Origin of the sequence: Serinibacter arcticus, from assembly GCF_004786095.1 — a bacterium.
Lineage (GTDB): Bacteria > Actinomycetota > Actinomycetes > Actinomycetales > Beutenbergiaceae > Litorihabitans > Litorihabitans arcticus.
This window is the reverse complement of sequence record NZ_RHPJ01000001.1, coordinates 488,950-507,686: the sequence shown is the minus strand read 5'-3', so window position 1 is coordinate 507,686 and position 18,737 is coordinate 488,950. Positions and strand designations below refer to the sequence as shown.

13 protein-coding genes are annotated in these 18,737 nt (G+C 73.7%); 6 read left to right on the top strand and 7 right to left on the bottom strand.

Features of this window, described 5'->3' with window-relative positions; translation table 11 throughout:
* Window positions 1–8: 8 nt before the first annotated feature.
* The 3 genes from SERN_RS02330 to SERN_RS02320 are packed head-to-tail and all read right to left on the bottom strand — an operon-like array spanning window position 9 to window position 5,814.
* Window positions 9–1,235 carry an acetate/propionate family kinase gene (locus SERN_RS02330; RefSeq protein ID WP_135848500.1) on the bottom strand — a complete coding sequence of 409 codons (1,227 nt, stop codon included), beginning with the start codon at window positions 1,233–1,235 and terminating at the stop codon, window positions 9–11.
* The gene (gene pta, locus SERN_RS02325) at window positions 1,232–3,310 is read right to left on the bottom strand and encodes a phosphate acetyltransferase (protein WP_135848499.1); all 2,079 of its coding nucleotides are present in this window, start codon (window positions 3,308–3,310) and stop codon (window positions 1,232–1,234) included. The genes SERN_RS02330 and pta overlap by 4 nt, the downstream gene beginning before the upstream one ends.
* Window positions 3,307–5,814, bottom strand: coding sequence for a phosphoketolase family protein (locus tag SERN_RS02320; protein ID WP_135848498.1), 2,508 nt, complete (start codon window positions 5,812–5,814; stop codon window positions 3,307–3,309). The genes pta and SERN_RS02320 overlap by 4 nt, the downstream gene beginning before the upstream one ends.
* 159 nt (window positions 5,815–5,973) lie before the next feature.
* Between SERN_RS02320 and SERN_RS02315 the strand changes: the two genes are divergently transcribed.
* Together SERN_RS02315 and SERN_RS02310 are read left to right on the top strand one after the other, a co-directional pair.
* Window positions 5,974–6,810 carry an SURF1 family protein gene (locus tag SERN_RS02315; RefSeq protein ID WP_135848497.1) on the top strand — a complete coding sequence of 279 codons (837 nt, stop codon included), beginning with the start codon at window positions 5,974–5,976 and terminating at the stop codon, window positions 6,808–6,810.
* 93 nt (window positions 6,811–6,903) lie between these two features.
* Window positions 6,904–8,466, top strand: coding sequence for an AMP-binding protein (locus SERN_RS02310; RefSeq protein WP_135848496.1), 1,563 nt, complete (start codon window positions 6,904–6,906; stop codon window positions 8,464–8,466).
* Window positions 8,467–8,504: 38 nt separating this feature from the next.
* Here SERN_RS02310 and SERN_RS02305 read toward each other — a convergent pair whose 3' ends face one another.
* Both SERN_RS02305 and SERN_RS02300 read right to left on the bottom strand, forming a co-directional pair.
* On the bottom strand, window positions 8,505–10,244 hold the full coding sequence (locus SERN_RS02305) for an ABC transporter ATP-binding protein (protein WP_135848495.1): 1,740 nt from the start codon (window positions 10,242–10,244) through the stop codon (window positions 8,505–8,507).
* Complete coding sequence (locus SERN_RS02300; protein ID WP_233251411.1) at window positions 10,241–12,115, bottom strand: ABC transporter ATP-binding protein; 1,875 nt, start codon at window positions 12,113–12,115, stop codon at window positions 10,241–10,243. The genes SERN_RS02305 and SERN_RS02300 overlap by 4 nt, the downstream gene beginning before the upstream one ends.
* Window positions 12,116–12,266: 151 nt before the next feature.
* On the opposite strand from SERN_RS02300, the gene SERN_RS02295 reads away from it, so the two are divergent.
* Genes SERN_RS02295 through SERN_RS02285 form a run of 3 tightly spaced genes read left to right on the top strand, consistent with a single transcriptional unit; the run spans window position 12,267 to window position 15,476 of the window.
* Window positions 12,267–12,704: a DUF3817 domain-containing protein gene (locus tag SERN_RS02295; RefSeq protein ID WP_135848494.1), complete on the top strand. Its 438-nt coding sequence runs from the start codon at window positions 12,267–12,269 to the stop codon at window positions 12,702–12,704.
* 20 nt (window positions 12,705–12,724) lie between these two features.
* On the top strand, window positions 12,725–14,305 hold the full coding sequence (gene guaA, locus SERN_RS02290; protein ID WP_135848493.1) for a glutamine-hydrolyzing GMP synthase: 1,581 nt from the start codon (window positions 12,725–12,727) through the stop codon (window positions 14,303–14,305).
* 28 nt (window positions 14,306–14,333) lie between these two features.
* On the top strand, window positions 14,334–15,476 hold the full coding sequence (locus tag SERN_RS02285; RefSeq protein WP_135848492.1) for a glycosyltransferase family 4 protein: 1,143 nt from the start codon (window positions 14,334–14,336) through the stop codon (window positions 15,474–15,476).
* A gap of 102 nt (window positions 15,477–15,578) precedes the next feature.
* Here the strand turns inward: SERN_RS02285 and SERN_RS02280 are convergent, their stop codons facing one another.
* Both SERN_RS02280 and SERN_RS02275 read right to left on the bottom strand, forming a co-directional pair.
* Window positions 15,579–15,872 (bottom strand): hypothetical protein, encoded by a 294-nt coding sequence (locus tag SERN_RS02280; protein WP_135848491.1) that lies wholly within the window; start codon window positions 15,870–15,872, stop codon window positions 15,579–15,581.
* Window positions 15,869–17,305, bottom strand: coding sequence for a PspC domain-containing protein (locus SERN_RS02275; protein ID WP_135848490.1), 1,437 nt, complete (start codon window positions 17,303–17,305; stop codon window positions 15,869–15,871). The genes SERN_RS02280 and SERN_RS02275 overlap by 4 nt, the downstream gene beginning before the upstream one ends.
* A gap of 126 nt (window positions 17,306–17,431) precedes the next feature.
* Between SERN_RS02275 and SERN_RS02270 the strand changes: the two genes are divergently transcribed.
* Entirely contained in the window at window positions 17,432–18,736 is a 1,305-nt protein-coding gene (locus tag SERN_RS02270) for an ATP-binding protein (protein ID WP_135848489.1), read from the top strand.
* The last annotated feature ends 1 nt before the right edge of the window (window position 18,737 follow it).

Genomic DNA, 18,737 nt, shown 5'->3' with positions numbered 1-18,737 from the left:
CCTCGCGGTCAGAGTGCGGCGAGCGTCTGCCGCGTGATCTCCAGCTCCTCGTTGGTGGGCACCACGAGCACGGTCACGCGGGCGCCGTCGGGCGAGATGACCCGCGGCTGCGAGGACCGGACCGCGTTGCGCTCGGGATCGACCTCGATGCCCCAGCCCGCCAGGCCGGCGAGCGCACCGGCACGGACCGTGTCGTCGTTCTCGCCGATGCCGGCCGTGAACGTGATGACGTCGAGGCGACCGAGCTCGGCGTGGTAGGCGCCGACGTACTTCCTCAGCCGCAGCAGGTAGACGTCCAGCGCCAGCCGGGCACCCTCGTCGCCGGAGGCCACGAGCGCGTGCAGCTCGCGCATGTCCGCGACGCCGGACAGCCCCTTGACCCCGGACCGACGGTTGAACAGGTCGTCGATCTCGTCGATCGACAGCCCCGCGTTGCGGTGCAGGTGGAAGACCGCGGCGGGGTCGATGTCACCCGTGCGGGTGCCCATCACGAGCCCCTCGAGGGGGGTCAGACCCATGGAGGTGTCGATCGCCTCCCCGCCCCGGACGGCCGAGGCCGAGGCCCCGTTCCCCAGGTGCAGCACGATCTGGTTCAGCTCCGCGACGTCGCGCCCCAGGAACGAGGCGACCTCGCGCGAGACGTAGCGGTGCGAGGTGCCGTGGGCGCCGTACCGGCGCACCTGGTGCGCCCGGGCGACCTCGGCGTTCAGCGCGTAGGTGGCTGCCGCCTCGGGCAGCGTCGCGAAGAACGCCGTGTCGCAGACCGCGACGTGCGGCACGTCGGGCAGCAGCCGGCGTGCCACGCGGATGCCGGTGAGGTTGGCCGGGTTGTGCAGCGGCGCGAGCGGTGAGAGCGCCTCGATGTCGGCCTCCACGGCGTCGTCGATCACCACGGCCTGCAGGAAGCGCGTCCCGCCGTGCACCACGCGGTGCCCGACGGCGACGATCCCGGCGTCCGCGAGCGGCGGGCCGACCCCGTCGAACAGCCCGAGCACCACCTGGAGCGCAGCGGCGTGGTCGGCGACGGCGAGCGAGCGCTCGGTCCGCACGCCGTCGACGTCGTGCCGGACGCCGGAGGAGGCCTCGCCGACGCTCTCGATGATCCCCGAGGCCAGGGCGTCGCCCGAGCCGGCGTCGACGAGCTGGTACTTCAGGGACGAGCTGCCCGAGTTCAGGACCAGCACCGATCGGCCGGAGCGTCCCTCGTGGACGACGGGGGTGGCAGGGGTGGTCATGCGTCCTTCCGGGCGGACGCGGCGGCGTCCTGGGCCTGGATCGCCGTGATGGCGACCGTGGTGATGATGTCCTTGACCGTAGCGCCGCGCGAGAGGTCGTTGACGGGCTTGTTCAGACCCTGGAGCACCGGTCCGACGGCCACCGCGCCGGACGTGCGCTGCACCGCCTTGTAGGTGTTGTTGCCCGTGTTGAGGTCGGGGAAGATCAGCACCGTCGCCTGGCCCGCCACGGGGGAGCCGGGCATCTTGGACGCGGCGACGCCCGGGTCGACCGCGGCGTCGTACTGGATCGGACCCTCGACCACGAGCTCGGGCGCCCGCTGCCGCACGAGCTCGGTGGCCGCGCGGACCTTCTCGACGTCGGCCCCGCTGCCGGACTCGCCCGTGGAGTAGGACAGCATCGCGATGCGCGGCTCGACGCCGAACTGGACGGCCGAGCGCGCCGAGGAGATCGCGATGTCCGCGAGCTGCTCCGCGTCGGGGTCGGGGTTGACGGCGCAGTCGGCGTAGACGAGGACCTTGTCCGCCAGGCACATGAAGAAGCACGAGGAGACGATCTGCACGCCGGGCGCGGTCTTGATCGTCTCGAACGACGGCCGGATCGTGTGCGCGGTCGTGTGCTGCGCCCCCGAGACCATGCCGTCCGCGAGGCCGAGGTGCACCATCAGCGTGCCGAAGTAGGACACGTCGATGACGATCTCCCTGGCGCGCTCGACGGTCATGCCCTTGTGCTCCCGCAGCCGGGCGTACTCCTGGGCGAGCTGCTCCAGCAGGTCGGAGGAGACGGGGTCGACGATCGTCGCCGCGGTCAGGTCGAGGCCGAGCTCGACGGCGCGCTGGCGCACCTGCTGCTCGACACCGAGGATCGTCAGGTCGGCCACGCCGCGCGAGAGCACGGTGCTGGCGGCCCGGAGCACGCGGTCGTCCGTGCCCTCGGGCAGGACGATGTGGCGCCGTTCGCTGCGGGCGCGCTCGTAGAGCATGTGCTCGAACATCAGGGGCGTGACGACGTCGGAGGCCTCGACGTCGAGCGCGGCCAGGACCGCGTCGGCGTCGACGTGCGCCTCGAACGAGCTGCGGGCGAGCTCGACCTTGCGCTGCGTGCCCGAGCTGAGCAGCCCGCGCGTGCCGGCCACGACCTTGGCCGCGGTGAACGTGCCGAGGTCGGTGCGCAGGATCGGGAGGCGCTCGCCGAGGCTGTGCACGAGCCGGTCGATCTGCGGGTCGAGGTCGAACCCGCCGTTGAGCGCGATGCCCGCGAGCGTGGGGAAGTCCCCGGCCGTGTGGGCCGCGAGCAGCGCGACGATGGCGTCGCCGCGGTCGGCCGGCGTGATGACGAACGACCCCTCCTGGAGCCGGTCGAGCATGTGGTTGATGCCCATGGCGCCGACCAGCATGTGCTCGGCCTCGCGGTCCAGCAGCGACTCCTCGCCGGCCACCATCTCGCCGTCGAGCGCGACCATCAGGTCGCGGACGGACGGTGCTGACAGCAGCGGGACCTCGGGGAAGGTCCAGACCGGCACGTCGGCGTGGAGCCCGGTGCGGTAGTCCTCGATCGAGGCGGGGTCGCAGCGGTTGGCCACGATCCCGGCGACGCGCGCGTGGTGCGCGGCGAGCTCGCCGACGGCGACCTCGCTGACCTGCCTGACCTGGGCGGGTGTGCGGCCCTGGGCTCCCAGGACGAGCACGACCGGCGCGCCGAGGTTGGCGGCGACGCGCGCGTTGAACGCGAGCTCCGTGGGCCCGGCGACGTCGGTGTAGTCCGACCCGACGACGATGAGGACCTGGCACTCCTCGGCCAGGGCGCGAGCCTTGGTGAGGATCGTGTCCAGCGCGGCGTCGGCGTCGGCGTGCACCTGCTCGTAGGTGACGCCGACGCACGCGTCGTAGTCGAGGTCGACGCCGTCGTGCCGCAGCAGCAGCTCCAGCACGCGGTCGGAGCCCTCGGCGGCCACGACCGGGCGGAAGACCCCGACCTTCTGCACGCGCGCGGTGAACAGGTCGAGCAGACCCAGGGCGATGGTGGACTTGCCGGTGCTGCCCTCGGGAGAGGCGAGGTAGACGGAGCGGGTCACTCGTTGTCACCACCGGTCGCGGAGGTGGCGGACGTCGAGGGGGCGCCGGGACGTCCTGTCCCGTCCCCGCCGTCCGGCCACACCCAGTCGGCGACCTCCGGGAGGTCCTCGCCGTGCGTGCGCGTGTACTGGCGGGCCTCGATCCGCTTGTCCTCCATGCGCTGGCGCAGGCCGGCGTAGCGGGCGGCGAGTCCGGGGACCCTGTCGCTGGTGTCGATCACGAGCTTGAACCTGTCCAGATCGTTGAGCATCACCATGTCGAAGGGCGTCGTGGTCGTGCCCTCCTCCTTGTAGCCGCGCACGTGCAGGTTGCCGTGGTTGGTCCGTCGGTAGGTGAGGCGGTGGATGAGCCACGGGTAGCCGTGGTAGGCGAAGATGACCGGCTTGTCGGTCGTGAAGATGCCGTCGAAGTCGTTGTCGGTCAGCCCGTGCGGGTGCTCGGTGGAGTCCATCAGTCGCATCAGGTCGACCACGTTGACCACCCGGACCTTGAGGTCGGGCACGTGCTGGCGCAGCAGGTCCGCCGCGGCGAGCGTCTCCACGGTGGGGACGTCGCCGGCGCAGGCCAGGACGACGTCGGGGGCGTCGCCGTCGGACTCCGTCCCGGCCCACTCCCAGATGCCCAGGCCGCGCGTGCAGTGCGCGATCGCCTCGTCCATCGTGAGGAACTGCGGCGCAGGCTGCTTGCCCGCCACGACGACGTTGACGTAGTCCCGGCTGCGCAGGCAGTGGTCGTACGTCGAGAGCAGGGTGTTGGCGTCGGCCGGGAGGTAGACGCGCACGACCTCGGGCTTCTTGTTCACCACGTGGTCGATGAAGCCAGGGTCCTGGTGGCTGAACCCGTTGTGGTCCTGGCGCCAGACGTGGCTGGAGAGCAGGTAGTTCAGCGAACCGATGGGGCGGCGCCACGGGATCTCCCGCGTCACCTTGAGCCACTTGGCGTGCTGGTTCAGCATCGAGTCGATGATGTGGATGAAGGCCTCGTAGCAGTTGAACAGGCCGTGACGGCCCGTCAGCAGGTAGCCCTCGAGCCAGCCCTGGCACTGGTGCTCGCTGAGCATCTCCACCACGCGGCCCTCGGGGGCGAGGTGCTCGTCGGTGTCGGCACCCTGCAGGATCCCGGCGTTCCAGACCTTGTCCGTCTCGGCGAACACGGACTGCAGGCGGTTGGAGGCCGTCTCGTCCGGGCCGAAGATCCGGAAGTTCTCCGGGTTGAGCCGGATGACCTCGGCGAGCCACTGGCCGAGCACCTTGGTGCTCTCGGCGATCGATGCGCCGGGGGCCGGCACGTCGACGGCGAAGTCGCGGAAGTCGGGCAGCCGCAGGTCCTGCAGCAGCAGCCCGCCGTTGGCGTGCGGGCTCGCGCTCATCCGCCTGCTCCCGACAGGCGCGAGCGTGGCCACGTCGGCGTCCAACCGGCCGTCGGCGTCGAACAGCTCCTCGGCCCGGTAGGAGCCGAGCCAGTCGGCGAGCACCTGCAGGTGCTCGGGGGTGTCGCGGGCGCTGGCGAGCGGCACCTGGTGGGCGCGCCAGGAGTCCTCGGCCTTCTTGCCGTCGATGATCGCGGGGCAGGTCCAGCCCTTGGGGGTGCGGAAGATGATCATCGGCCACATCGGGCGCGTGGTGTCGCCCGCGGCGGCCCGCTCCTTGATCGCCACGATCTCGTCGAGCACCTCGTCCAGCACGGCCGCGTAGCGACGGTGGATCGAGACGTGGTCCTCGTCGTCGAACCCGGCCACGAACTCGTGCGGCGTGTGTCCGTAGCCCCGCATGAGGTCGTGCAGCTCGTCGTCACCGATGCGAGCGAGCACCGTCGGGTTGGCGATCTTGTACCCGTTCAGGTGCAGGACCGGCAGCACGACACCGTCCGTGGCGGGGTTGACGAACTTGTTCGAGTGCCAGGAGGTCGCGAGCGGGCCGGTCTCTGCCTCGCCGTCGCCCACCACGGCCAGCACCAGGAGGTCGGGGTTGTCGAACGCGGCGCCGTAGGCGTGGCTGAGGGCGTAGCCGAGCTCACCGCCCTCGTGGATCGAGCCGGGCGTCTCGGGAGCGACGTGGCTGGGGATGCCGCCGGGGAAGGAGAACTGGCGGAACAGGCGGCGAAGGCCCTCGGTGTCCTGCGTGATGTCGGAGTACGTCTCGGTGTACGTGCCCTCGAGGTAGGAGTTGGCCACCAGGCCGGGGCCGCCGTGGCCGGGGCCGGTGATGTAGATGGCGTCGACGTCGCGCTCGACGATGGCGCGGTTCATGTGCGCGTAGAGGAAGTTCAGGCCCGGGGTCGTGCCCCAGTGGCCGAGCAGGCGCGGCTTGACGTCGTCGCGGTCCAGGGGGGTGGCCAGCAGGGGGTTGGCCAGGAGGTAGATCTGGCCCACGGAGAGGTAGTTGGCCGCGCGCCACCACCGGTCGATGCGCTCGAGCGTCACCTCGTCCAGGGCGTTGTCCGGGCGGCGCTGCCACCCGGGAGCGGTCTGAGTCTCGGGGCTGACCCCGTGCACCGTAGCCATGCCCCCCACCCTGCCCTGTTTCCCCGGTGGTGGCGAGGGCCGTTCGTCCCGGGTGCGGCGTTATTCCGCCGGATACGCGCGTCGGTGACCGTGTGAGTGTCGTCACCGACAGCCGGGGGCGCCACGGCGGCGCGGCGGTGGCCGACGTAGGCTGGGCCGGTGCCCCAGGACCCCCCAGCAGCCGTCCTCGTCGAGACGGCCGTCGCGACGAGGAAGCCGGCGCGCCCGCGGCTGCGCGAGCTGCTGGCCGCAGCGCGCACCCCGCGGATGCTGGGTCTGCTGGCACTCATCGTCGTCGCCGCGATCGTCTGCGCGCGGCTCGGTGCGTGGCAGATCGACCGGGCCTTCGAACGGGCGGACGCCGCTGCCGCCGCCGAGGCGGCCTCGCTGTCCGACGCGCCGCCGGAGCCGCTGACGGAGGTCCTCGAACCGGGTGCCCACGTGATGGGCTCGATGGTCGGCCACCCGATGGAGGTCACCGGCACGTTCGACGCGGCCGGGCAGTACCTCGTGCCCGACCGGGTGGTCGACGGCGAGACCGGCTACCTCGTGGTGACCCCGCTGCGGGTCGAGTCGACCGGTGCCTGGCTCGCCGTCGTGCGCGGCTGGAGCGCCGACACCGACGTGCCGGACGCGCCCACCGGCACGGTCACGGTGAACGGCTCGATCACGGCGGGTGAGGCCTACGAGCCGCTGGCCCTCCCGACCGGTCAGACGGACTCGATCAGCCCCGCCTACTTCGCGGGCGTGTGGGGGCTGCCGATCTACAACGCCTACCTCGTGCCGAACGCCGCGGCGACGGCGGACCTGGGTGGCCTCGGCGTCGTCCCGGCGCCCCAGCTCGACGGCGGCACGGGCGTCGACCTCCGCAACCTCGCCTACGCGATCGAGTGGTACGTGTTCGGCGCCTTCGCGCTGATCGTCTGGTACCGACTGGTGCGCGAGGAGGCGCTGATGCGCCGCGAGGACGTGGCCGCGGGAGCCGCTCCCGCCTGACGGGCGGCGTCGCCGTCGGCCCCCGGCGGGGCGGGTCTACCCGTTGTCGGCGACGGTGGGTAGCGTGCGTGGTCCGACGTCGATGGAGACCCGATGACCGAGCTGACCATTCCCGATGCCACCGTGTACGAGACCCTCTTCGGATCGCTCACCGGGCCGGACCTGGAGCGGATCGCGATCGTGGAGGGCGGCAGCGGCGCCGCGCTCACGTTCGGCGAGCTGCGCGATCGGGTGGACGCCTTCGCGGGCGCTCTCGCCGCCCGTGGGGTGGTGCCGGGCGACGTCGTGGGGCTGATCGCCCCGAACGGTCCGGGGTTCGCGATCGCCTTCCACGGCATTCTGCGCGCCGGCGCCACCGCGACCACGCTGAACGCGCTCTACACGGCGAAGGAGATCGGCAACCAGCTGGCCGACGCCCGCGCGGTCGCCCTCGTGACCGTCTCGCCGCTGCTGGAGCGCGCGCGTCCCGCCGCCGAGCGGCTCGGGATCCCGGCCGAGCGGCTCGTGGTCCTCGACGGCGCCGACGGACACCCGTCGCTCGCGGACCTCCTCGCGCAGGCCGCCCCGCCGCCGGAGGTGACGATCGACCCCGCCACCCACCTCGCGGTGCTGCCCTACTCCTCCGGGACCACCGGGCACCCCAAGGGCGTGATGCTCACGCACCGCAACCTGGTCGCGAACGTCGTGCAGTGCGGCGCGATCGGGGTCGAGGGCGACGACGTCGTGCTCGCCGTGCTGCCGTTCTTCCACATCTACGGCATGACCGTGCTGCTGAACTACGCGCTGCTGCACCGCGCCAGGCTCGTGACGATGCCGCGCTTCGACCTCGCCGAGCTCCTCCGGCTGATCGAGGAGCACCGCCTCACGTGGTTGTTCATCGCACCGCCGATCGCGGTGGCGCTCGCCAAGCACCCCGCGGTCGACGGCGTGGACACCTCCAGCGTCAGGGCGGTGTTCTCGGGTGCCGCCCCGCTCGACCGCCACCTGGCCGACGCCGTCGCCGACCGCCTGGGCTGCGCCGTCGCGCAGGGGTACGGGATGACCGAGACGTCCCCCGTCACCCACGTGACCGACTGGACCGATCCGGACGTCGACCGCGCCTCCGTCGGTCGGCCGGTCGCCGGCACGCAGGTGCGGCTGGTCGCGGCGGGCGGCGCCGACGTCGAGCCCCCGACCTCCGGGCCCAGCGAGCCGGGCGAGGTGTGGATCCGCGGGCCCCAGGTGATGGTCGGCTACCTCGGCCGGCCCGAGGAGACCGCCGCGACGCTGGACGCCGACGGCTGGCTGCACACGGGCGACCTCGCGACGGTCGACGACACGGGGGTCTACCGCATCGTCGACCGCCTCAAGGAGCTCATCAAGTACCACGGCTACCAGGTGGCGCCCGCGGTGCTGGAGGCCGTGCTGCTGGAGAGTCCCGACATCGCGGACGCCGCGGTGATCGGGGGCCGCGACGAGGACGGGCAGGAGATCCCGCAGGCGTTCGTGGTGCGCCGGGCCGGCAGCGACGTGACCGCGGAGCAGGTGATGGCGTTCGTCGCGGAGCGGGTCGCGCCGCACGAGAAGGTGCGCGCGGTCGAGTTCATCGACGCCGTGCCGAAGTCCGCCTCCGGCAAGACCCTGCGGCGCGAGCTCCGCACGCCCGCGGTGTCCTGACGGGGCCTGCGGCGCCCGAGGGCGCCGCGGGCGGCCGCCTACTCGCTCTGCCAGGAGTGCCAGAGGCTGGCGTACTCGCCCCCGCGGTCGACGAGCTCGTGGTGCGGCCCGATCTCGGTGATGCGCCCGGCGTCGATGACGGCGACGCGGTCGGCGTCGTGCGCCGTGTAGAGGCGGTGCGCGATGGCGACCACGGTGCGCCCCTCGAGCACGCCCGCGAGGGACGCCTCGAGGTCGCGCGCCTGACGCGGGTCGATGAGCGAGGTCGCCTCGTCCAGCACCAGCGTGTGGGGGTCGAGCAGCACCAGGCGCGCCAGGGCCACCTGCTGCGCCTGCGCGGGCGTCAGCTCGTGACCGCCCGAGCCGACCTCCGTCGCGAGCCCCTGCGGCAGCGCCCCGGCCCAGCCCAGCGCGTCCACGGCGGCGAGCGCCTGCTCGATCTCGGCGTCGTCCGCCTCCGCCTTGGCCAGGCGCAGGTTGTCCGCGAGCGTGCCGACGAACACGTGGTGCTCCTGCGTGACGAGCGCGACGTGGCCGCGCAGGTCGGTCAGGGGCAGGTCCACCAGCGGCACGCCGCCGACGGCGACGCGGCCTCCCGTGGGCGGGTGCACCCCGGCGAGCATGCGGCCGAACGTCGACTTCCCGGCCCCGGAGGGACCGACGATCGCCAGGCGCTCGCCGACGGCCAGGTCGAGGTCGATGCCGTGCAGCACGGGCACGCCCTCGCGGTAGGCGTAGGTGACGCCGGAGGCGACGATGTGCTCGTCCTCGGGCTGCTCGTCGGTCGCCGTGCGGTCGGGCCTGACCTCGCTCACCCCGAAGATGCGCGCGAGCGAGACGGTGGCGACCTGGATCTCGTCGACCCAGAAGATGAGCTCCCACACGGGGTTCATCAGCTGGACCGTGTAGAGCGCGACGGTCGTCACGGCGCCGACGGTGACCTGGCCCTGCGAGACCAGCCAGCCGCCCCAGATCAGGACGGCGACGCTCGGGAGCCCGAACGCCATGTCGACGGCGGGGAACAGCACCTGGCGCAGCCGGAGCGTGGCCCACTCGGCCTCGACGGTCTCGGCGAGGTCGGCGTCGCCGCGCAGCCGACGACGGCGCGCGAGAGCCAGCGCCTCCACCGTGCGCGCACCCTCGACCGTCTCGGTGAACGTGCCGTTGATCGCCGTGTACGCGGCCGACTCGCGCAGGTAGGCCGTGGTCGCGCGGCGCAGGTACCAGCGCACCGCGATCAGCAGCAGCGGCACGCCGACCAGCAGCCCGAGCGCCACGATCCAGCTCGTCAGCGCGGCGGCGACCACGGTCAGGGTGATGGTCGTGACGGCCACGAGCACGCGGGGGATGCCGAAGCGGACCGTGTGCTGCACGCGGTCGACGTCGTTGGTGGTGCGGCCCACGAGGTCGCCGGTGCCGGCCTTCTCCACCGTGGACAGCGGGAGCGAGGTGATCGTGGCGATGAACTCCTCGCGCAGCTGCGCGAAGATCGTCTCGCCGAGCACCATCGAGGACCGCTGCGCGTAGCGCACCGTGATCGACTGCGCGATCACCGCGACCACGAGGATCAGGACGGCCTGGTCGACGGCGGAGACGTCCGTCCCGCCGACCACGTCGTCCACGATGCGGCCGAGCAGGAACGGTCCGGCGAGCCCGGCCGTGGCGGCCAGACCCTGGAGCAGCCCGACGCGCGCGAAAGCGCCGGAGTGGCGGCGCAGCAGGGCGCCGGCGTCGCGACGGAGCTGGGGTCCGTCGGCGATGGGGAGCGTGGTGCTCATCGGGCACCTCCCGTCACGTGGCTGGAGTCGGTGGCTGTCCGGTCGGTCGCCGGGTGGGTCGACCCCTCGGCCTGGTCGTCGGTGTGGCCGGGCGTCTCGGCGGGGGAGTCGTCGACGTTGCGGCTGACCACGCGGCGGTAGGCCACGGCGGCCTCGGCCCGCTCGCCGGTGAGGTCGCCGCGGGCGGCGCGCTCGGCGTCGTGCACCAGGTCGTGGTGCGATCCGCGGGTCACGACGCGACCCCGGGAGACCAGCACGACCTCGTCGACCTGGTCCAGGACGAGCGGGCTCGCGGTCACCACGACCGTCGTGCGCCCCGCGCGCGCCGGCCGGAGCCGGCTCGCGATGCGCGCCTCGGTGTGCGCGTCGACGGCGGAGGTCGGCTCGATCAGCACGAGCACCTCCGCATCGGTCAGCAGCGCGCGGGCGAGCGCGACGCGCTGCCGCTGACCGCCGGACAGCGAGCGACCCTTCTCGGCGACCGTGCCGTCCAGTCCGCCGGGCACGGAGTCGACGACGTCACCGGCGTCGGCCACCACGAGCGCGTGCTCGACGGCGGCCCGGTCGCCGACGTCGCGCACGTCGAGCTCGTCGGCCAGCACGCCGGTGAAGATGCTCGGCGTCGCCTCGGAGACCACGACCCGGCGTCGCACCTCGGACAGGGGCGCGTCCGCGAGCGGTACGCCGCCCAGGGTCGGGCTCGCGAGCTCGGAGGAGTCCTCGAACCGGCCCAGGCGCGTGGCGATGGCGGCGGTCTCGTCCGGGTCGGCGGCGACCAGCGCGATGAAGGAGCCGGGGGTCACGTGCAGACCGCTGGTCGGGTCGACGAGCTCGGCCGGACCTTCCGGCAGGCGTGAGGTGGTGCCGACGTCGGTGACCGCGGGGGCCACGCGCAGCACCGACAGCACGCGCCGGGTGGCGATGCGGGCGCGCGTGAAGATCTGCACGCCCTGGCTCGCATCGCTCAGCGGGGTGGTGAGGAAGGCGGCGTAGCCGTAGAACGCGACGAGCTCACCGGGGGAGATGTCGCCCGCGATCGCGAGCCGCGCGCCGTACCAGATCACCCCGGCCAGGAAGAGCCCGGGCAGCAGGGTCTGGACGCCGTCGAGCAGCGACTGCGTGCTCGCGACGCGCACCCCGGCCTCGCGCACGCGCTGCGACTGCGCGCGGTAGCGGGCGGTGAAGGCCTCCTCGCCGCCGATGCCGCGCAGGATGCGCAGACCGGAGACGGTGTCGGAGCCGAGCGTGGTCAGGCGACCGTTCTGCTCGCGGTGCTCGGACTGGCGCTGCTGCAGCGGCCGCACGATGAGCGCGAGCACACCGGCCACCACGGGGATCCCGAGCAGCACCGCCAGGCCCAGCGTCGCCGAGGCGTTCAGCAGGATGATCGCGACCGCGACGTAGGCGATGAGGCCGCCGAGAAAGCGGCCCATGAACGCGTAGACCTCGCCGATGCGCGGGGAGTCCGAGGCGACCGTGGCGACGACCTCGCCGGTCGGCGTCGTGCGGCGCACGGTCTCACCCTTGGTCGCGACGGTGGCGCCCATGAGGTGGATCGTGCCCAGGCACGCCCGCAGCCAGTTGGCGACGTCGACCCGGTGCGCGAACACGCCGCTGACGGCGCGGATCACCCACAGGAGCAGCAGCGCCCCGCTCCACGTGAGGAGCTCGCGGGAGATGCCCCGCTCGAGACCGTCGTCGACGGCGCGGCCGAGCACGTAGGGCGCGCCCGCCTGCGTCATGGCGTTGACGACGCCGAGCGCGACACCCGCCACGACCAGGCCGCGCTGCTGTCCGGCACGCCACCAGAGGTAGCGGGCGACGCCGGACGTCGGAGCGTTCGAGGTGGCGGGGCGGTGGAGATCGAGCACGTGCTCCACAGTAGGCAGCGCCCACGGCCTCGACCAACAGGATTACGGGACACGGAGGGCGGGCCGCTCGGCGGGCGGCGGCCGTCACGGCTGCGCGAGCGTCGCGGCGGGTGCGGGAGGATGGGGTCACGCCCCCGGAAGGAAGAACGCCATGAGCCAGGCTGCGCCGTCGTCCGCCACCCCCGACGCCGGAGGAGAGACCGCCCCGTTCGCCAAGGACGCGCCGCGCACGCGCAAGCCGTTCCAGCGCTACCGCGTGATGGCGTTCATCACGGGTGGGTTCCTGCTGCTGCTGTGCGTGGAGATGGTGCTCAAGTACGTGCTGCGCGTCGACGGTGTCGACGCCGTGCTCGGCTGGGTGCCGTTCGTGCACGGCTGGATCTACGTCGTCTACATCGTCACCGCCTTCGACGTCTGGTCGAAGGCGCGCTGGGGCTTCGGGCGGATCGTGATCATGGTGCTCGGCGGTGTCGTTCCCGTGCTGTCGTTCGTCGTGGAGGCGCGTGCGTCGCGCTGGCCGGTCGAGGTCGCACGTGCCGTGCCGGTCCGCGTCGTCCCGCCGTCCGGGCACGACGCCGGCACCTCCTGACCGCGGCCTAAACTGGGGGCGTGACGCAGACCCCCACCCTCGCGCCCCGGCCCGTCCTCGTCGTCGACTTCGGTGCGCAGTACGCGCAGCTGATCGCGCGCCGCGTCCGCGAGGCCAAGGTCTACTCCGAGATCGTCCCCCACACGTTCTCCGCCGAGCAGATGCTCGCGAAGGACCCCGTGGCGATCATCCTGTCGGGCGGCCCGTCCTCGGTCTACGAGGAGGGTGCGCCGTTCGTCGACCCGGCGATCTTCACCGCCGGGGTCCCCGTGCTGGGCATCTGCTACGGCTTCCAGGCGATGGCGCGCGCGCTCGGCGGCGACGTCGCGCGCACCGGCCTGCGCGAGTACGGCGGCACCGCGATCGACGTGTGCGAGTCCGGCGTCCTGCTGTCCGGTTCGCCGCAGACGCAGAAGGCGTGGATGAGCCACGGCGACTCGGTGCAGCGCGCACCCGAGGGCTTCACCGTGCTGGCGACCTCGCTCGGGGCGCCCGTCGCGGCGTTCGAGGACACCGACCGCCGCCTGTTCGGCGTGCAGTGGCACCCCGAGGTCCGCCACTCCGCCCACGGCCAGGCCGTGCTCGAGCGCTTCCTGTACGACGGCGCCGGCCTCGCCCCCGACTGGACCCCCGGCAACGTCATCGCCGACCAGGTCGAGGCCATCCGCGCCCAGGTCGGCGACGCCCGCGTCATCTGCGGGCTGTCGGGCGGCGTGGACTCCTCGGTCGCCGCCGCCCTGGTGCAGCGCGCCGTCGGCGACCAGCTCACGTGCGTGTTCGTGGACCACGGCCTCCTGCGCAGCGGTGAGGCCGAGCAGGTCGAGGAGGAGTTCGTCGCCTCCACGGGCGTCAACCTCGTGGTCGTCGACGCGCAGCAGCGCTTCCTCGACGCCCTCGCCGGTGTGAGCGACCCCGAGACCAAGCGCAAGATCATCGGCCGCGAGTTCATCCGCGTGTTCGAGCAGGCGGCCCGCGACATCGTGGCCGCAGCCGGCGCGCATCAGGAGGAGGTCAAGTTCCTCGTCCAGGGCACGCTCTACCCCGACGTCGTGGAGTCCGGCGGCGGTGAGGGTGCCGCCAACATCAAGAGCCACCACAACGTCGGCGGCCTGCCCGACGACCTGGCGTTCGACCTCGTCGAGCCGCTGCGCACGCTGTTCAAGGACGAGGTCCGCGCCGTCGGCCTCGAGCTCGGCGTGCCCGAGGGCATCGTCTGGCGCCAGCCGTTCCCCGGCCCCGGCCTCGGCATCCGCATCGTCGGGGAGGTCACGAAGGAGCGCCTGGACACGCTGCGCGCCGCCGACCTCATCGCTCGCGAGGAGCTGACGAAGGCGGGGCTCGACCGGGAGATCTGGCAGTGCCCCGTCGTGCTGCTCGCCGACGTCCGCTCGGTGGGCGTGCAGGGTGACGGGCGCACCTACGGTCACCCGATCGTGCTGCGTCCCGTCTCCTCCGAGGACGCGATGACCGCCGACTGGACCCGCGTGCCCTACGAGGTCCTCGCGGACATCTCCACCCGCATCACCAACGAGGTGGCCGACGTCAACCGCGTGGTGCTCGACGTCACGAGCAAGCCGCCGGGCACCATCGAGTGGGAGTGATCCCCGTGGGCCCGAGGGCGGCGGCGGGATGAGGATCGTGCACGTCTCGGACTGCTTCGCCCCCCGGGTGGGCGGGATCGAGACGCAGGTCGGCGATCTCGCGAGCCACCAGGTGGCCGCCGGGCACGAGGTGCACGTGCTGACCGCGACGGCCGACGGCGAGGCCTACCGCTCCGTGACCACGACGCCGGACGGCGTGCGGGTGCACCGCCTCGCCTCGCGCCTCGTGGCCGGACTCCCGGTCAACCCGCGCGGCGGCTCGCTGATCGCGCGGCGGCTTCGCGCGCTGGCGCCCGACGTCGTGCACGTCCAGGCGGGGGTCCTGTCACCGTTCGCGTTCCAGGGCGCGCGGGCCGCACGCGCCGCCGACCTCCCGCTCGCGATCACGTGGCACTGCATGCTCGACGGCGTCGAGCGACCGCTGCGCCTCGGTGCCCGCGCGCTCGACTGGGACGGCGAAAGCGCGGCGCTGTCCGCGGTCAGCGACGTCGCGGCGGCGCGGGTCGCGCAGGCGTTCCCGGTCGACGGCCTGCCCGGTGACGTCGGCGTGCTGCCCAACGGGCTCGACCTGGCCGCCTGGGCGCCCGCCGCCGGCACGGGCCCGCGGACGGCGGACGGTGTGCTCCGCCTCGTGGCCACGCAGCGCGTCGCGCCCCGCAAGCGCACGAGGACCCTCGTGCGCACGCTGGCGGCCGCGCGCACGGTGCTGGGGGACGGCACCGTCCAGCTGACGATCGCCGGGGACGGGCCGGACCTCGCGCGCGTGCGCCGCGAGGCCGAGCGCCTGGGCGTGGCCGGATCGCTCCACCTGCTCGGCCGCGTGCCGCGTGCCGAGCTCCCCGCGCTGTACGCGCGGCACGACGCCTTCCTCTCGCCGGCGCGGCTGGAGGCCTTCGGCATCGCCGCGCTCGAGGCGCGTGCGTCGGGGCTGCCGGTGGTCGCGCTGGCGGGCACCGGGATCGGCACCTTCGTCACGCACGAGCGCGAGGGGCTGCTGGCCGGCGACGACGCGGGACTGGTCTCCGCCGTCGTCCGCCTCGCGCTCGAGAACGGGCTGCTGGCCGGGATCACCGCGCACAACCGCGCCGTGCCGCCGGCGACCGCGTGGAGCGACGTGCTCGCCGCCGCCGAGCGCGAGTACGCCAGGGCGCGTCGCCTCGTCCGCTTCTGACACGACGTCCGACGGGACGTCGGCGTGCCTCGTGGGGAGGATCCGCGTGCGGGGTGCACGCGGATCCTCCCCACGGGTGTGGTGCGGGGGCCGCAGGCGGTGTCAGCGACGCCGGCCGCGGGCCGAGCCGATGACCGCGGTGAGCAGCAGCAGCACCCCGGCGGCCGCGAGTCCGATGATCGCGGTCAGCTCGAGGTCGAGCGAGAACCCGGTCGAGACGACGATCGTCAGGACGCCCACCGCGATCACGACCAGCCCCCAGACCACCGTGCCGGGGCGCGGACCGCGCGCGATCGGGCGCTCCGGGGTGTGCGGCCCGAACGGCGTGACGGGTGGCGTCGCACCGGGCGCCGTGTGAGCGGTGTCGAACGTGCGGTCGTGCGGTGTGCTGCTCATGAGGTGGCCTCCGTGATCTGGACGTCGCCGGCGCCGACCTGCAGGTCGAGCACGAGCTGGGGCTGCGCGCCGTCGGCGACGCTGTCGGTGGAGTAGACGAGCTCGTCCGGCAGACGGCCGGAGACGTGCTCGTCCTGACCGTCGACGGTCCAGCTGACCTCGCCCGCGAACATGTCGAGGTCGGCGCGGACGTCGGCGCCCTGCGGCACGACCACGACGATCTCGCCGGCGTTGATCGAGATCGGCACGGTCAGGGTCTCGTCGGTCAGCGGCACCTGCGTGAGGTCGATGCGCGCCGATCCCGCCCCGATGCTGACGGCGGCGGCGGCCTCGTCGCGCGTGGTCGGCGTGATGTCGACCTCGCCGAAGACCTGCTGGCCCTCCCAGTCCCAGTTCCAGCCCTGCGCGTTGGTGAGGGCCGACGGCGCCGCGACCAGACCGACGATCGCGAACAGCATCAGGATGCCGCTGCGGCGACCCCGGAGACCCGTGACGACGGTGGCGACCCCGACGAGCGTGACGAGCACACCGACGGTCAGCGCCCAGCCGGACCCGGCGACCACGCCCGCCCGGTTGGCGAGGAGCAGGCCGGCGACCGTGAGGATCGCCAGGGCGGCGACGACGGCGACCATCGCCCCGCCCGGACCCCGCACCAGCGGGGCCGGCGGCCTGGGTGCGGCGTACGAGGCCGCCCAGGGGGCGGATCCCGACGGGGAGGAGGCGCCTGCGGCGGCGGAGCTCGAGGATGCGGAGGCGTCAGGCAGCACGACGGTCTCGAACGGTGTGGTCGAGACGGCGGCGGCGGGCGATCCGTACGGATCCTGCAGGTCCTGCACCGTGGGTGCCGGCGAGGTCGCGGCGCTCGGAGCGGCCGATCCCCACAGCGGCGCCGCTCCGGAGGGCTGCGGGGTCGGGCCCGCACCGCCGGCGCCGTTCTGACCGCCGTTCCGGTGCGCACCCTTCCCCGTCCGGCGGTGGCGCACGTACAGGTAGACGAGGAGCGCGACGACGATCCACCCGGTGCCGCGCAGACCGTTCCACGCGCCGTCGCCGGCCCAGCCGGCACCGAACCAGCTCGCCGGACCGATGCCGGCCACGACGAAGAGGCCGATCCCGACGAGCGCCGAGTCACCGTGACCCCGCAGCGCGCGCTCGGCGTGGATGCGGCCGTCGGGCTCGGGCAGCAGCGCCCAGGCGACGCCGTACGCGAGGAAGCCCACGCCACCCAGGAGGAGCGAGGCGGCGAACAGGCCGCGGACCACGAGCGGGTCGAGGCCCCAGCGGGCGGCGACACCGCCGGCGACGCCGCCGATCCACCGCTCCTGGCTGCGGCGGATGCCGAGATCACGCACCCACGTCCAGAACGGCTGGGTGGTGGGCGGCGTGCTCCCGCCGGCGGGGGTGCTCGGCGGTGGTTCGAGTGGTGTGGACATGGCACCCAGCCTGGCGGTGAGAACGGCGGGCCAGCCATCGGGGACCGCCCTGATTCTCGCCCCGTCCGACCCTGAGATCGCCCCGACGGGGGGTCGGGGGCCGCCGTTGCGTGCCACGATCGTCGGGTGAGCACACCCGTCCCCCCGGCGCCGCACCGCCCGGCCGCCCCCGCGCCGTCGCGCGTGCGGCTGCTGCGCCCGCAGCGGGGCCGCTGGATCGCCGGGGTGGCCGCGGGCCTCGCGGCGCACCTGGGGATCGACGTGCGGATCGTCCGCGCCGTCCTGGCGCTGGCCACGCTGCTCGGCGGCGTCGGGGCGCTCGCCTACGTCTTCTGGTGGGTCACGATCCCGCCGGGCACCCCGGGACGCGAGCCCGCCGCCCCCGCATGGGCCCGGCTCGCGCGCCCCCTGACGGCCGCCGAGGGCGGGACGCGCCGCGGTCTGAAGGTGAGCGACGTCGTCGTCGCCCTCGGCCTGCTCGCGGTCGCCGCGCTCCTGCTGGCGTCGCGGCTCGGGGAGGGGCCCGGCCAGAACTGGGTCGTGCCGGTGCTGCTGCTGCTCGCCGGCGCCGCGCTCGCATGGAGCGAGCTCGACGCGCGGCGCCCGGGAGGTGCGGGTCACGGCCACGGCGCGATCACCGGCCGCGTGCGGGTGGCACGCCTCGCGGGCGGGATCGCGATCACCGCCACGGGGGTGTTCCTCCTCGTGGGGCAGCGGGCCGAGCCGGTGGTGATGGTGCAGTCGGCGCTCGCGGCGATCGCGGTGCTCGCCGGGGTCGCCCTGGTGCTGGCCCCGTGGTGGCTCCGGCTCGTGCGGGAGCTGGGCGACGCGCGCGCCGAGCGCGAGCGCGAGTCCGAGCGCGCCGACATCGCCGCCCACCTGCACGACTCGGTGCTGCAGACACTGGCGCTCATCCGCACCCGCTCGACCGAGCCCGAGGTGGTGCGGCTCGCGCGGGCGCAGGAGCGCGACCTGCGTTCGTGGCTGTACGACGACCGGGCCCCGGCCGCGACGTCGTTCGCGGTCCAGGTGAAGGAGGTCGTCGCGGAGATCGAGGACACCCGCACCCACACCGACGGCACCGCGCCCCAGATCGAGACGGTCGTGGTCGGCGACGTCGTCCCGACCGAGGAGACGCACGCCGTCCTGGCCGCGACACGGGAGGCGCTGCTGAACGCGGTCGCGCACGGGCGGCCGCCCGTGTCGGTGTACCTGGAGGCGTCGCAGACCGAGGTCGAGGTCTTCGTGCGCGACCACGGCGACGGGTTCGACCCCGACGCGGTCTCAGCCGACCGGTTCGGCGTGCGGGAGTCGATCCTCGGCCGGGTGCGGCGGCGCGGCGGCCAGGCGAGCGTGCGCGAGGTCCCCGACGGCGGGACCGAGGTCCGCATCTATCTTCCCCGGGACACCCGGGGCGACGGCGAGGAGTGAG

Bases quoted from the DNA above. Each gene is read 5' to 3' on its own strand.
- SERN_RS02285 (WP_135848492.1), top strand. From the start codon at position 14,334: ATGAGGATCGTGCACGTCTCGGACTGCTTCGCCCCCCGGGTGGGCGGG.
- SERN_RS02330 (WP_135848500.1), bottom strand. From the start codon at position 1,235: ATGACCACCCCTGCCACCCCCGTCGTCCACGAGGGACGCTCCGGCCGA.
- SERN_RS02295 (WP_135848494.1), top strand. From the start codon at position 12,267: ATGAGCCAGGCTGCGCCGTCGTCCGCCACCCCCGACGCCGGAGGAGAG.
- SERN_RS02275 (WP_135848490.1), bottom strand. From the start codon at position 17,305: ATGTCCACACCACTCGAACCACCGCCGAGCACCCCCGCCGGCGGGAGC.
- SERN_RS02305 (WP_135848495.1), bottom strand. From the start codon at position 10,244: ATGAGCACCACGCTCCCCATCGCCGACGGACCCCAGCTCCGTCGCGAC.
- SERN_RS02280 (WP_135848491.1), bottom strand. From the start codon at position 15,872: ATGAGCAGCACACCGCACGACCGCACGTTCGACACCGCTCACACGGCG.
- SERN_RS02320 (WP_135848498.1), bottom strand. From the start codon at position 5,814: ATGGCTACGGTGCACGGGGTCAGCCCCGAGACTCAGACCGCTCCCGGG.
- SERN_RS02310 (WP_135848496.1), top strand. From the start codon at position 6,904: ATGACCGAGCTGACCATTCCCGATGCCACCGTGTACGAGACCCTCTTC.